This is a genomic window from Mycoplasma sp. CSL10137 (genome assembly GCF_017116845.1).
In the GTDB taxonomy this organism is placed as follows: Bacteria; Bacillota_I; Bacilli_A; order Mycoplasmatales; family Metamycoplasmataceae; genus Mycoplasmopsis.
In genome coordinates, this window is record NZ_JAFIRE010000004.1 from 49,141 (window position 1) to 64,653 (window position 15,513).

General features: G+C 24.8%; 11 protein-coding genes. 7 read left to right on the plus strand and 4 right to left on the minus strand.

What is annotated here, in order from left to right:
- Positions 1-133 precede the first annotated feature (133 nt).
- The 7 genes from JXZ92_RS02625 (at position 134) to rsmI (ending at position 9,312) form a co-directional block, all read left to right on the plus strand.
- The gene (locus JXZ92_RS02625; RefSeq protein ID WP_205852231.1) at positions 134-3,682 is read left to right on the plus strand and encodes a hypothetical protein; all 3,549 of its coding nucleotides are present in this window, start codon (positions 134-136) and stop codon (positions 3,680-3,682) included.
- Positions 3,683-4,224: 542 nt separating this feature from the next.
- Positions 4,225-6,117 carry a DNA polymerase III subunit gamma/tau gene (gene dnaX, locus JXZ92_RS02630; RefSeq protein ID WP_205852232.1) on the plus strand — a complete coding sequence of 631 codons (1,893 nt, stop codon included), beginning with the start codon at positions 4,225-4,227 and terminating at the stop codon, positions 6,115-6,117.
- 18 nt (positions 6,118-6,135) lie between these two features.
- Positions 6,136-6,423, plus strand: a complete 288-nt coding sequence (locus tag JXZ92_RS02635; RefSeq protein ID WP_205852233.1) for a YbaB/EbfC family nucleoid-associated protein — start codon at positions 6,136-6,138, stop codon at positions 6,421-6,423.
- Positions 6,423-7,004 (plus strand): recombination protein RecR, encoded by a 582-nt coding sequence (locus tag JXZ92_RS02640; RefSeq protein WP_205852234.1) that lies wholly within the window; start codon positions 6,423-6,425, stop codon positions 7,002-7,004. The genes JXZ92_RS02635 and JXZ92_RS02640 overlap by 1 nt, the downstream gene beginning before the upstream one ends.
- Positions 7,005-7,027: 23 nt before the next feature.
- A complete protein-coding gene (gene tmk / locus JXZ92_RS02645; protein ID WP_205852235.1) occupies positions 7,028-7,678 on the plus strand; it encodes a dTMP kinase in 651 nt (216 codons plus the stop codon).
- Position 7,679: 1 nt separating this feature from the next.
- The gene (locus JXZ92_RS02650) at positions 7,680-8,615 is read left to right on the plus strand and encodes a hypothetical protein (RefSeq protein WP_205852236.1); all 936 of its coding nucleotides are present in this window, start codon (positions 7,680-7,682) and stop codon (positions 8,613-8,615) included.
- A complete protein-coding gene (gene rsmI / locus JXZ92_RS02655; protein WP_205852237.1) occupies positions 8,608-9,312 on the plus strand; it encodes a 16S rRNA (cytidine(1402)-2'-O)-methyltransferase in 705 nt (234 codons plus the stop codon). The genes JXZ92_RS02650 and rsmI overlap by 8 nt, the downstream gene beginning before the upstream one ends.
- A 4-nt stretch (positions 9,313-9,316) precedes the next feature.
- Here the strand turns inward: rsmI and JXZ92_RS04250 are convergent, their stop codons facing one another.
- From JXZ92_RS04250 to lysS, 4 genes are read right to left on the minus strand one after another with little or no spacing between them, the layout of a single operon-like run.
- Positions 9,317-11,191, minus strand: a complete 1,875-nt coding sequence (locus tag JXZ92_RS04250; RefSeq protein ID WP_205852238.1) for a S41 family peptidase — start codon at positions 11,189-11,191, stop codon at positions 9,317-9,319.
- Between the two features lies 1 nt (position 11,192).
- Positions 11,193-12,974 carry a S41 family peptidase gene (locus JXZ92_RS04255; RefSeq protein WP_205852239.1) on the minus strand — a complete coding sequence of 594 codons (1,782 nt, stop codon included), beginning with the start codon at positions 12,972-12,974 and terminating at the stop codon, positions 11,193-11,195.
- Positions 12,967-13,884, minus strand: a complete 918-nt coding sequence (locus JXZ92_RS02670) for an alpha/beta fold hydrolase (RefSeq protein ID WP_205852240.1) — start codon at positions 13,882-13,884, stop codon at positions 12,967-12,969. The genes JXZ92_RS04255 and JXZ92_RS02670 overlap by 8 nt, the downstream gene beginning before the upstream one ends.
- A gap of 2 nt (positions 13,885-13,886) precedes the next feature.
- The gene (gene lysS, locus JXZ92_RS02675; RefSeq protein WP_205852241.1) at positions 13,887-15,353 is read right to left on the minus strand and encodes a lysine--tRNA ligase; all 1,467 of its coding nucleotides are present in this window, start codon (positions 15,351-15,353) and stop codon (positions 13,887-13,889) included.
- Positions 15,354-15,513: the final 160 nt, after the last annotated feature.

The following is a 15,513-nucleotide window of genomic DNA, read 5'->3' on the forward strand; positions in this document are numbered from 1 at the left end:
AAATAAGTGTTTTCAAAGTCTTGTATTAGTTTACTATTTTTAAATAGTTATTTAGTTTTTATTTTATAAAAAAATATTTATAATTCCTTCAAACAAAAACTAAGAGAAAAATAATAATTCGAGAAAGGAAAATATGAAAAAAACAAAAAAATGATTTATTTTAGGAACACTAATGTTATCTGTTGGTGTATCATCTACTTTAGTATCTTGTTCTGAAAATAAATATGTTAAACATTCGAATTCTAAAATTAAAGAAAAAGACAAAAATAATGAAATCAAGATTAATAATAAAAATAATGTATTAGTTCCGCAAGACAACAAATTAGAAAAAAATAAAATTAATGATTCTATAAACGATTCAAAAAATTCGAATCAAAGTAATTCTATTTCTAAATCGAAAGATAAAAATATAGATAATTCAAATAAAAATGATACTAACAACACTTTATTAAAAATCCAAGACACTAATAAAACACAAACAATTAACGATAACTTAATTATTGAAAATGAAGAGAGCGTCAAGGAAACTCCCAAAGTAATTGATGATGGTAAATCTATTCCTAATATTTATGATGTTGACGTTCAGAATTTAAATTCAAATATTATTAAATTTTCTAACTCAAACAATGATATAAATATAGAACAAACAAACCCTAATTTTTACTCTGGAGAACTAAGAAATATTATAAATTTTTATAAATCTTATGCAGTTACTAAAGATGTTGAATTTGATAACTTAAAATCACACGAAAAACAATTAAAAGGGCAATTTACACAACAAGAAAAAACAATAAAAAATATTGGTGAATTTTCGATGGAATTTAATGATTCTAATAAACAATTGACTTTAAATTTTGAAAACGAAATATCAGTGGATGAAATTGATATTATGATTAAATCTACAAATTATTTAATGCCATTTGCTAAAGTTTTTAAATCTGAAAAATCAGATTCTAAAAATGTTTTTAAATTTAATTTAAAAACATTACCTAAACACATTAATAATTTTATAGTAACTTCATATTCTACATCAACAGACTCATATTCATTAAATTTTTATCCAAAATATATATTTACAAATAACAATAAAGTAGACAATATAAAAGCAGAAGACTTTAAAGTCTTTAAAGAAAATAATAAACTTTATGGTTCATTAAAAATAAATTTAAATGAATCAAATAAAGAATACTTTGCTCAAAAGACTTTTGCCTTAAGTTTTTCACCAATTTTAAAAAATAGTAATGAAACATTCAAAAGAAAAAAACTATTTCCGTCGAGAACTATTTATATAAGAATTTCTGAATTAGATAAGTTTGAGTTGAATAAGTTGTTTAAAAACGTTGAATATAAACTAGACAACATTAAAATATTAGAAGGTGATTCTAAAGTAGAAAGTTTTATAAAGATAAATATCGATAAAATAAAGGACAATAGTTTTTCGGATAATTCTAAAATAGCTAATTATAATGATAATTATTTTGTAGAAAGAATTAATTTAATTAGTAAAAATAAAGTTGATTATACATATAAAAATGATGAAGAATTGTCTAAATTGGTAGATTCTCAATTAGATACATATTTTAATTTTACATTCGAAAATAGTTTTGATAGATACGATTATAACTACGAAAGGCAAAATTTAAATATTATAAAAAATAATGAAATTTATAAACTGGTTCCTTTTTTAGGCAAAGATTATATAAGAAATAATTATTTTAAAATAAGTGAAAATAATACAAAAGCAATTTTGGAAAAAGATTTATCCTTATATGAATTTAAAGAATTGGATCCTAGTAAAATTATTGTTACCTTTGCATTTGAATTTGATCCTTATCAAACTAATCCGAGACATTTTTCAGAAGTTCAAAAGGCAAGGTCGATCATTAAAATATCATATCCTTTGTCTAAATTGACTAATTATACAAAAATAACAAATCCACACTTAGATATAACTTATATTAATGAAAATAAAGATGTATCTAAAAGTGTTTTAAATTATATTCATAAAAACTTTAATTTTACGCTTGATATTAATAGAAAAATAAATACAAGCAATACCACTAACAACCTAAATTTAAAATTAACAATATCTTCAAAAAATAATTTTAACTATCAAGCAAAGATATATGAAATAGCTTCACAACATAATGACGATCCAAAAGAGTCGGCTTTTATTGGTAATAATTATTTTTTTATACACCGTTTTCAAAGACAAAATGATAATATAAGCAATTACATAAGTTATACTCCTAAAAAAATTGATAAATTATCAAACAACACTATAACAAAAGCAAATTTAAATAATAGTTATTATCCGAATATTGATTTTAAAATCAAAAATACAAATCCAGAAAAATTCGCCACTAGATTAACTAAAGAAGATAATTCTATTGGAGCAAATAATATTCGTTCGCGAGCCTTTGCGTTAGGGAGTGACGGAGGTGGTAGTTGAAGTGTTATCGGAAAGACTAATAATAAGGATCATCGTTATTATGTGATGACTAATTCACATGTTACGGCACCTATTATAGCCGATGAAATGAATAATTTTATTAATAATTTATTTAAATTCTCTTATTATAGAAATCGAGGATTTGATAGTATATTAGTACCGACTATTTTATCGAAAAGTGAAATTGAACAAAATCCTCAAAAACCTTATTTTACTCAAGAAGCAATTTATGGATTGGACGAAAAAAACGGATTAAATAGACTGTGGTTTAGTAATCAAAAGTTTAAAAGAGATGATTATTTAGGTGCTTCTAATATTGAAAATTTATATGTTTTTCACAAGAATAAAGAGCAAGCAAGATTTTATGATGAAATTTTAGGCAGGGTTAAAATTCCTGCAGATGAACAAATTTCTTTTAAAATGATAAAGGATTATAGAATAAAAGATGAAAAAGGACGTAATGGTAAAAAAATAAATGAGAAATTATACTATTTACACGGCGAGCAACTTGATGATGAAGGAAACATTTTACTAAATAACGATGAAAATAATAATATGGATTTTAGTATTGCAGAAATAGACTTTAGTTTCTTTTTCAACCATTTTGAAAATCAAAAAGGAAAAGAAAATTATATATTTGATGGTTATACACTCAAAAAAAATGAAAAAGCAGTAGTTGATTTTATTTTAAATTTAGATAACTTAAAACCTTTAAAAATAAGTAATGAAGTATATCATTATAACGATTATTCATCATTAAATTGATATTTAGGATCATTTCCAATGGAGAATTCAGCCAATAGCGCATCGTATGGTAGAACACGTCGTTATAGAGAGTACTTAATTACAAATATACCGGAAGCTACTCATTATAGTTCTCCTGTTACTTGAGGAAATTATTTTGCACGTGTATTTAATTTAAAACAAAACTCTGTTGACCTAGAAGCCGGTTCATCCGGAACTGGAGTTTTTGATGTAAAAGGTGATTTGGTTGGTGTAATAAATTCTGGTTCTAGTTTGGAACCAGGATTAAGTGTTAACGATAGATTTATAACATTTTTAATGTTTGATACTCAAAAAATTTCCTTTTTTGGCGATGTTAGAAATTTAAATAATCCTAATTCTTTTGTTGCGGAAACTAAGAAATTAGCATATCTATATCCAGACTTATATGATGATATTTATGAAGATATTAGTTATTTGGACGAAAATAAAAATACTAAATCTTAATTTCGTAAAATATTTAGTGAAGATTTTGTAATTTAATCTCAGATATTAAAATGCTTTCAGTTGTTATCTTTGTGATTTCTAGTTTTAAAATAATTAATCTTTAATACTTTTATTAATACTTTTTTGGTAATTTCTTAAAACATGTTCTATCAGATTCTTCAAAGGTGACAGTCGACTTACTTAGATTAGAAACGATAGTAAAGGCACCTATTAATTTTTGTTTTAAAAAAATAATTTTTAATGTAAAATTTTTATATTACACAAAAAGTAAAATAAAACCCGATGAAAGGATTGAATTATGAGAAAAGTTGTTAGATTAAAAAACAAACTTCGTGCTGAAAAAAGAGCTAAAAAATTATCAAAAGAGCGTGCAAGAGATTTAAGAAGACAAGAAAAATCACAAGCTGCATAGTCCTTTAAATCATTTTAATAATATTATAGATAAGGTGATTACCTTATTTTTATATTCAATTTTTATTTAATAAAACATATTATTATATAATTAATATTATTAAAATATTAATTTTAATTAATGGAGGTATATGAGTTACAAAGCACTTTATAGAAAATATAGACCAACAAAATTTGATGAAGTTGTTGGACAAGATTTTGTGGTTGAAACATTAAAAAATATTTTACAGAGTCGTAAAGTAAGTCATGCCTATTTGTTTTCAGGACCCAAAGGCACAGGTAAGACATCTGTTGCGAAAATATTTGCGTCTATTCTAAATTGTTCTCATAGTAATGATTTAACTAAAGCTTGTGAAATATGTCTAGAAAATTCTCAAAACAACTTAGATATAATTGAAATGGATGCCGCTTCTAATAATGGTGTTGATTCGATTAGAGAGTTAAAACAAAAAGTTGAGCAAAGCCCTATTAATAGCCCTTTTAAAGTATATATAATAGACGAGGTTCATATGTTATCTAATACTGCATTTAATGCATTATTAAAAACTCTTGAAGAGCCTCCGAAGCACGTTATTTTTATTTTAGCTACAACAGACCCGCAAAAAATACCTTTAACAATACTTTCTAGAGTTCAGAGATTTAATTTTAGAAGAATGACAGAAAATGATATCGTAAAACATTTACAATTAATTTTGGATAAAGAACTGGTTACATATGAAATGAGCGCTTTAAGAACAATTGCTTCTTTAGCTACAGGCGGCATGAGAGATGCTCTTTCTATTGCGGATCAATGTAGTTCATTTAATAATAAAACAATTTATGAAAAGGATATTTTTAATAATTACGGAATTATTTCAAATAAAACAGGTATTAAAATAATTAATTTAATTAGTTCTAAAAGTATCCACGAATTGATTAGTTTTTTAAATGAACTTAATAAATCCGGGATTAATATTAATCAATTAGTTATTAGACTTTTAAATATAACTAAAGAATGACTTTTAATTTCTCAAACAAATAATGCTTCATTATTATCTTATTTGAGCATTGAAGAAGTTCATGAATTAAATCTAAATGTACGTTCAGCTTTACGATTGACTAAAGCTTTTTATGATATTTTTACCAAAGTTGCTAAAAGTGAAATTCCATTTGAAATATTGCAACTTGGATTGATAAATGCGATCGATTTAAATGAAAATGCAAATGTTGCAATAAATCCAATTAATGTGGCTAAAATAAAAACCGAAGAAAAAGAAGAACAAAAGAAACATATTGCTCCAAAAGAAGTTTTTAAGAAAAATAGTCAAACTATATTTGCAAACGATAATTCAGATTATTATAATCCTAATATTTTCAAATCTAAAGCAAATAAAAACATAATTAAGTCAGAAGAAATCGAATCAGTAGTTTCAGATTTAGAGCAAAAAACAAGGGAAATTATGTTGAATACCGAGAGGTCTATAAATAAATTAGATGATAATGTTACGAATTATAATGACATGCAAAATAATTTGTTAAATAATAATTTATCAAATACTTCTGAGAATATGTTTATTGATACTCATCAAATTAATTTAGACAAAGAAAATAACGATGAAGATGATTTAATAAAAATAACAAAATTAGTACTTTTAGTTAAAAAACAAAAAATACATTTAAATAAAACTAAAGAATACCAATACAAAATAAAAGACTACATTGAAAATCAAAATTATAAAGATGATTTTTTCGATGTAGTAAAGCAATTAGAAAATCTTAAAATTATTTTAGGCACACCTAATGCAATTGTTTTTTCAGCACCTTCAAATAAAGTTGTTGGTTTAAATAAGCAAAAACTTAGTTATTCTTTTCAAACATTTATAGATTTTGTTTTTAAAGAGGGATATAAACATTTATTTTTCATAGATTCAGAAGGTATGGAGAAAGTTAAGGAAATGTTTATGAAAGAATATAAATTTAAAATTAATGAATTAAAAAACAATGACGATTTACCAAAAGTAACTTTAATAGAACCAAAAAAATAAAAATAAGAGGTATATAAAATGAATCCAGAAATGATCAAAAGACTAAAAAAAATACAAAAAGATTTCGAAGATACTCAAAAGAAATTTAAAGAAAAAGAATTTACACTTGAAAAACAAGGTATTGAATTAGTAGCAACAGGTGATTATGAACTAAAAAAAATAAATATTAATGAAGCACTAATCGATCCAGATGACAAAGAATTATTAGAAGACTTATTACTTGTAGCAATTAATGAATTGTTCGAAAATATTCAAACAGAAGAAGAAAAAAACGCTCCTTCACTACCTGGTGGGCTTCCATTTTAATGTTTGATTCCGAAATTATCGAAGAATTTATTAAGAAAATTACAAAATTACCAAATATAAGTAAAAAAACTGCAGAAAAAATAGTATATTGAATTTTTGAACAAGATTATCAAACTGTAGGTTTACTTGCAAATTCTTTTAAGATAATAAAAGAAAAAATTATTTTATGCGAATTTTGTTCTAGACCAAAAGAGGAAGCAGAATGTATCATTTGTAATGATCCAAATAGAGAAAATACTCTTTTGGTTATTGAAAATTTGCAAATATTGGACAAAATTGAAAAAGGTGAATTTTACAAAGGAAAATATTTTGTTTTCAATAAAAAATTAAATACTCAAAATGAAATAAATGAAAATAGCGATCTTATAGCTAAATTAATTAATCATTCTAAAAACTTTAACGAAGTGATTTTAGGTATTTCCCCAAATTTAGAAGGAGAAATAGTTAGCACTGTCTTAAAGGGTTTTTTAGAATCCAACAACATCAATGTTACACAAATAGCAATAGGAATACCAATTGGTGCATCGGTTGATTATATTGATCAAGGCACTCTTAATTTTTCACTTAAAAATCGTAAATAATAAAATAGAAAAGAGAATTAAATATGTTTATAACTTTTGAAGGACTTGACGGTAGCGGAAAAACTACAATTTTATCAAAACTAATCACATTAATAAAGGATAGATTTCCAAATATTGATTTTTTAGTAACAAGAGAACCTGGGGGGAAGGATTTAAAAGAAGCAGAAAGAATTAGAGAAATAATATTAGATAGTTCAAGTGATTTATCACCTGTAGCGGAAGCTATGTTATATTCTACAAGTAGAAGAATACATTTAGAAAAAGTTATTTGACCTGCATTAAAAAATAAAAGACTTGTTTTTTGTGATAGATACATAGATAGTTTTTACGCATATCAAGGTTTTGCAAGAGAATTAGGTTATAAATTTGTTAAAGATCTTACAAATTTAATTATTGATAATGCTATTCCGGATTTAACAATTTTTTTAGATATTACTCCTGAAAAAAGTAAAGAAAGAAGATCTAAAACAAGACTTGTAGAAGACCGTTTAGAATTAGAAAATATAGATTTTCATAAAAAAGTATATCTAGGTTATAAACAAATTATTAATGAAGACCCTAAACGTTTTATAGTTGTTGACGCTTCCGGAACATTAGAAGATGTTACTAATGAAATATTTAATCTCTTAATTAAAAATGAAAAATTTATTAATTATTTAAAGAAAGGCAATTAAAATGAATGATAAAAATTTTGATTACCTTAAAGAAGCTGTAAAAAATAATCAAACATCACATTTATATTTATTAAATTTGCAAAATCAATTTAATGATGATTTTGTTATTTTTAATATTATCAATATTTTGAGTGAAAATAATAATGAATTTACAAATGATATTGATTTTAATAATTTATATTCTAACGTTTTTTATTTGGACGGAAGTTCAAAAAGCATAACTAAAGAAGAGTATCAAAATACTTTTTATAATATGACTTTTGCAAGTGTAGAAAAGAAAAAAATACTTGTAGTTAAAAATGTTGATAATAGTTCAATTAATGCACTAAATTCAATATTAAAATTTATAGAAGAACCTGTAGATGATATTTTTATTATTTTAACAACAAAAAATTTAAACTTAGTTTTACCAACAATAAAGTCTAGATCTCAAATATTAAATTTTCATACATCCGACATCATTACTTTAGATTGAATTAATAAAATATATGGTAATAACGATTTTAATCCTATTTTTATTACTTTATTCAAAAATAATTATCATATGCTTACTAAAGTAATGGAATCAAAGGAAAAGTATATAAAAATTTATAACGATATTGTTACGTTGTTTAATAAGAGTTTAACGACAAATATAAGCTATTTCTATAAATTATTTATATTACTAGATGAGTTGCTAATAAAAACGGAATCAGAACAAAATATTTTTGTTATTAATTTATTATTAAATTTAATTATGTCAACTTCTTCTTTTATCGATTCAGATAATAAATATATGAAAAAGATTAAAGATTCAAATATTCTTGTTCTTGAAAAAAATAGAAATTTATTGAAATTTATAGAAGAAATATCTAGTTTTTTAGAAAATTTACCAATTTCAGATTTTAATTTGCAAAAAACGATATTTTTAATTAAATTAGAAGGGTTGTATGAGTAAAATATACATTGTAGGAACACCAATAGGAAATCTTAAAGATATAACTTTAAGAGCAATAGAAACGTTACAAAATGTTGATATTATTGCTTGCGAAGATACCAGGGTTACATTTAAACTATTAAGCAAGTTAAATATATTAGGAAAAAAATTAATAACTTATAATTCACATACAGAATCTAATTCAGCTAAAGGTATTATTAAATTAGTTGAAGGTGGCCAAAATGTTGCGTTAGTATCTGATGCAGGTATGCCTGTCGTTTCAGACCCTGGTTTTGACTTAATAAAATTAGCTAGAGAAAAGAATATAGATTTGGAAATTATTCCCGGAGTTAGCGCTGTAATAACTGCCTTTGCAGGTTCATCTTTTTCAAATAATTTTACTTTTTATGGCTTTATAAAAGATAAAACTATTCAAAGAGTTCATGAATTAGAAAAATTGACTGTGGGTACTTATATTTATTTTGTATCTCCTCATAAACTATTAAAAACACTTGAAGATATTGATAGTGTTTTTAAAGGCTTAGAGCAATTATGCTTAACTAAAGAATTAACAAAAATATATGAGACTTGAGATTTCGGAACAGCAAGTGAATTATTATCTAAATATCAAGAACTAGATAGCATAAAGGGTGAATTTACTTTAGTTTTAAATATCCCTAAAGTCAAGAGGGAAAAAGTTAATAAGTATAAAAAATAGCAACTTAATTGCTATTTTTTTCTGTTTCTTTGGATAAAATTTCTTGAATTTTAGTTTCATTATAGAAATCATCATAAGATATTTCTATATCAGGAGTAACTCCATCTTCTATTGATAAACCATTTTTATCAACGCTTCCGTCTGGAGAACTTATTGTTAATGTTGTACCATCAGGTAAAACAAACGGCATAATTGAATATGTACCACCGCTGCTCTTTTGACCAATTATTGTTGCTAATTTATGATCTTTAGCATATTGTGCTAAGTAGTTTGCCGCACTAAATGTAACGGGACTTGTCATTACATATCATTTATAACTAGTTTCTGCATCTTGGTCATCGAAATTACCGTTTGTATTTGCATCAACTTTTATTTTTTGGACATATTGTTTCCCGGTCTGGCTGTTTTCTTTTCTGTGTTTTATATCTTCATTTGTCATTAGTCCAAGAATTTTTTCTGCTTGAATTATTTCTCCACCTCTATTTGAAGAAAGGTCTAAAACTATTTTTTTAATTTCTCTGTTTTTCTTAATTGTATTATTAATAATATATTTAATACGCGCGAAAGTATCTATAATCCTGCTATAGCTTGTTTGTGGTATTGCTTGTGGATTTTCATCGCCAATAACAAAATCATTTATTTTAATTATGGCTAAGTCATTGTGTGTTAATGCGTAAGGAACGCTAAACGAATCTAATTCATCTAATGTCGGATTTTGGCCTTCTTGTGGATGGTTTTTAAGTAATATAGCTCTTAATTTTTGCATATTTGTATTAATATCATTTATTTTAGTTCCTTCTGTGCTTGTACGATTTAACTCAGGGGTATTTTGTGTTATATAATATGAAAAATCTACAAATTGTGAGTGAGGATCATTTAATACATTTGAAAAAATATTAATATATTCTTCTAAATATTGGTTGGGCGCCAAACTTAATAATTTTTCTTTATTTATTGTGGATAGGTTTTTAAAACCGCCTTTAACTTTATTTTTAAATCCATAAAAATTATCCATTACAAATGCAAAAAAGTTTAAGTTATATTCTCTATCTTTTTTTGTTTCTCCAGATCTTCTTGTTTCTTGAAATAATTTTCTGCTTTCAGGAGTATATACAGGAAGAAAAGGTGTTGATGCGAAGATTTTAGTACCTGTAATATAGAAAAGAATTCTATTTTTAGAACCAAATAATAAGTTTAAAACATCAAAAGGAATATAAAGTTTATCATTATCGTAATGTAATTTCATTCCGTAATTTGATAAATTAAGTTTTATTATTGGATTGCCTTGTTTAATTATTTCGTCTTCTAGGTTTTTAAAGTGTTTACTATATGTTGAATCTTGAGATTCTGTTGTTTCTTTAAAAGCGTTAAAAACTCATTCTGAATTATATTCGATTGTATTGTCTTTGTAATTAAACTTTAAATAAGGATTTACACCATCTTTTGTTTCTTCATTGTATGGCTTAAAAGTTCATTCAAAACTTTCGGGATTTTTAGTTGCTATATATTTGGTTTTATCAACCAAACCGTCAATCATATTAATAAATTCATTAATTTCTAAATAGTCAACAGCCTGACTTGTTAAAACTTTTAAAGATATATTTTCTTTGAAAGATAATGATTGTTTTGGTATTAAACTCTCGAATGTAACTTGACGTTCATTATATTGTTCAGGTTCTTTTATTGTTGGTTTAGTTACTATAGCTTCACTACTGCTTGTACTATCATTTGAATTTACAACACTAGAGTTGTTATTTTTACTTTGATCGTTTATTTTATCAGTGTTTTTATTTTCGTTACTACTACATGCTATAGAAAGTGGAACTAAAGCAGTTAAACTTCCTAATCCTAAAAATATTTTTTTTAAATTTGTTTTCATTTTACCTTCTTTTTTGATTATGTATTATTTTATCAATTTTTTCTGGATTATAATAATCTTCATAATTTATTCTTAAATCAACTTCTGCGCCGTCTTCAACAAAAGTTTGGTCTTTAAATGTAAATCCATCATTTGAGCTAATTCCTAACGTTGTACCATCAGGTAAGACAAATGGAAATACTGAGAATGTGCCTCCAGAACTTCTATTCCCAATTATTTTAGCGATATTATTATCTTTTGCGTAAGTAGCCATAAAATTGGCGGCGCTAAATGTAATTGGACTGGTCATTATATATCAATTATATTCTGTGAATGCATCATCATCATTATAATCACCATCATCATCAGCATCAATTTTAAATTCACTATATGAAAAATTATTGGTAATTGTATCAAATTGATATTGTCTAATATTTTCATTAGTCATCATACCTAAAAGTTTTTCAGCTTGGACAACATGTCCACCGGTATTAGTAGATAAATCTAATACGATATTTTTAACGTCTTTATAATCTTTTTGTATTTTTTTGATGCTATTTAAAACTCTATAAAAAGTATCATATTCATATGCTTTTTCTTTATTATTCTTAATCATCTCTTCGCTTGCGACAACAAAATTATTGACCTTAATTATAGCTAAGTCGTTACTATGAATTATATTAATTTCATTTCTCTTGTCTTTTTGATAAATGTCATTATCTAGATTTTGGAGTTTTCGATCTAATATCTTGTAATATTTATAAATATTGTAGGTTTTATTATTGTTTTTTTCTTTTTCGCTTAAAGCGTTAAAATCAATAGAAGGTTTTAAGTCTTTAATAGTTGAAAAAATTTGTGCATGCGGATCATTTAAGTCAATAGTAAACAATTTAGCATATTCGCTTAAGTAATCATTAGGGTTTGTACTAGTTAAATTATTTAAGTTATTTTTTGTGTATGTTTTAAATCCATTTGGCATTTTTAAATCTTTAAATCCGTAAAAATAGTCAAAAACTAAGGCCATAAAATTGTAATTAATTGTTCTAGTTTTTTTGGTCTCTTCTAAATATCTATTCTCATTATTTAATAAAGTATTAGGAGTTTGGTTATCATTTAAGCTATTAGGTAAAAAGTTTCCTACCAATAATTCTTTCCCAAGATATAAATTATAGTAGTTGTTAGATCCAAAAAGTAAATTTAAAATATCAAAAGGAACCAATAAATCGTTTTTATATTTAAATAAGTTGAAACCATAATCCCTTAATTTAATTTTCATTATTTTATTGCCTTTTTTAACGATTTCAGACTTAACAAATTTTATATTTTTATTATATTTAGTTCCACTGTCTACGCCGTTAATTGAAGCGGTAAAAACGGAGTTATCATTAAATTCAATAAAACCATCTTTGAAATTAAATTTAACGAAAGGATAATCTTTTGCCGATTTTCCGTACGGAGTAAAAAGTCAGTAATCGTCCGTTTTTTCCAAATTTGATAAATATACATCAGTATAAATTAACCCATTAATTAATTTTAAAAAATCTTCTATGTTAGCATATTCTATATCTTCAATATTAATAATACTTATTTTAGTGTTATCAATTATTTTAAATTGACCTTCTTTAAAATTTTTAAATTTAACTTGATGACCAAAATATGTATTGTTGTTTATTTCTATTTTTTCGTAAACGTTAAAATTATATTTTTTGTCAATAGGGGAAACATAAAAAGAACAGCTTGTTACTGCTGTTATTGAAGTTGTTGTAAAAATCGATGATAATATTCTTTTTATAATTTTAGTCATGTTTATTTATTTCTTTAATTATTTTATATATGTCATTAAAAACAATTTCTTTTTCAACATCATGAATAATATTGTGTCTTGAATTTTTATAAATTTTATAATTTAAATTTTGTAAACCTAGTTTAACAAGGTTTAAATATAGTTTTTTAGGAGCTTTACCGAATAATCCAATTGAATCATTTTTACCAGCTAAAATTGAAACAGGAATACTTTTATTAATATTTTTTAATATTTTTAAATCATACGCATTTTTTGAAAATTGAATTAGTGCATATGTTAAATGCAAAGAAGGAAAATTCATTTTTTTAAACTTACTATTCAAAATATAGTTTTCATAGTATGTTTTATCACTTGAAAGTCATTCAAATTCATTTGATGGATTTTTTATTTTTCTATTTAATCTTTTTTCTATAAATTTTTTAAATCCTGTGTATTTAAAATCTTTTCCATATTTTTTTTCAAGATATTTAATTATTCTTATTCCTACTAAACCTTGTATGTTGTTATAATACGGAAAACCAATTAAAAATAATCCATTGATATTCTCACTGTTTTTTGTGGCAAACAATAGTGAGATTAAGGAACCCATTGAGTGTCCGAAAAGATAAATTGGCAGTTCTGGATATTTCTTTTTAATTAATATATTTAGTGTTTTTACACTATTTATTAATTCGTTAATATCTTCGGGTATAATACCTAATTGAGCATCAACATCTATAGTATTTCCGTGTCCGTAATTATCGTTTCCAACTACTATATAGCCTTTTGAATTAAAAAACTCTGCAAAATCTTCATATCTATCAATTTGATCTCCCAATCCATGTACAAATTGAATTATTCCTTTCGGATTCTCTACTTTTCATTCAGATACATATATATTATTTTCGCCATAAAATGATTTACTTCTCATTTTTATTTTCTACTTTTCATTGTTGGGAATAATAAAACATCTCTAATAGATTCTTTTTCGGTTAATAACATGGTTAAACGGTCAATCCCAATTCCGCAACCACCAGCAGGTGGCATACCATATAGCAATGAATCAACAAAATCTCAATCTATGTCACTAGCTTCGTCGTTACCATTATTTTTTTCGTCTAATTGATCTTTGAAACGTTGGAGTTGATCAATTGGGTCAGAAAGTTCGGTGTACATATTTGCATACTCTTTAGTGTTAATAAAAAGTTCAGCACGTTCAGTAAATCTTGGATCTTTGCTCTTTGCAGTAAGTGGAGAAATTTCAATTGGGTGACCAAAAACAAAAGTAGGTTGTATTAAAGTTTTTTCAATTAGTTCTTCGAATAATTCGTTAATAATATGACCTAATTTAAAGTATTTTTGAACTTTTATTCCATGTTTTTTAGCTACTTCAATTGCTTCGTCAATAGTAATTTCTCTAAAGTTTACATTTGTTGCATTTGAAACTGCATCTACCATGTTGATTCTATTAAAAGGTTTTGTTAAATCTATTTCTACACCTTTGTTATTTACTTTTTGTACATCCAATTTAGTTGCTAATCTCTTGATTAACGTTTCAGTTCTGTCCATCATTCCTTCTAAATTAGAATATGCTTCATAAAATTCAATAGAAGTAAATTCAGGATTGTGTGTTGTATCTATTCCTTCGTTTCTAAAAATTCTACCAATTTCATAAACTCTGTCAATCCCACCAACTAATAATTTTTTTAATGGAATTTCAGTGGCAATTCTTAAGACAAACTCTTGGTCTAAAGCGTTATGGTGAGTCTTAAATGGTTTGGCTGATGCACCAGAAAGATAATCATGTAAAAATGGAGTTTCAACTTCCATGTATTCTAACTCATCAAAAAACTTTCTAATTTCTGAAATTATTTTAGTTCTTTTTCAAAATACATCTTTAACTTCATCGTTAACTATTAAATCAACATATCTTTTTCTATATCTTTCTTCAATATCGGTTAGACCGTGATATTTATCTGGTAATTGTTTTAATGATTTTGTTAGTAATTTAATTGTTTTAACTTTAATTGAAACTGCACCAGTGTTGGTTTTAATAACTGTACCATTTGCATACATTATGTCACCTAAATCTGCTAGTTCAACTACTTTTTTATACTCTTCTTCTGCTGTCTTAGAATTAAAGTATAGTTGAATTTTTGAGTGATAATCTTTCAAGACTATAAAAGGTCCTCTCATAGCGACTATTCTACCTGCGACATTTACTTCATTATTTTGTTCTTCTAGTTCTACTTTCGAAAATGAGTTAAATTTATTTTCTATTTCATCTGAATAAGTTATTTTTTCTAATTTATCAGCATTTTCGAATGCGTTAACATTTATTTTTTTGTATTCATCCAGTTTATTTCTTCTAATTTGTTCTTGTTCTGTTAATTTTTCCATTTTAAGACTCCTTAAATATATGACTACATTATGCTTTAAGCATTATTTTTTATAGTAGTTTTTAGTTATTTTTTAACTGTACTCTTTAAATAATTAAATTATATAATATTATAATTATTTATTTAACAAATAATATTAACGTTCTTTAGTGTTTATTAAA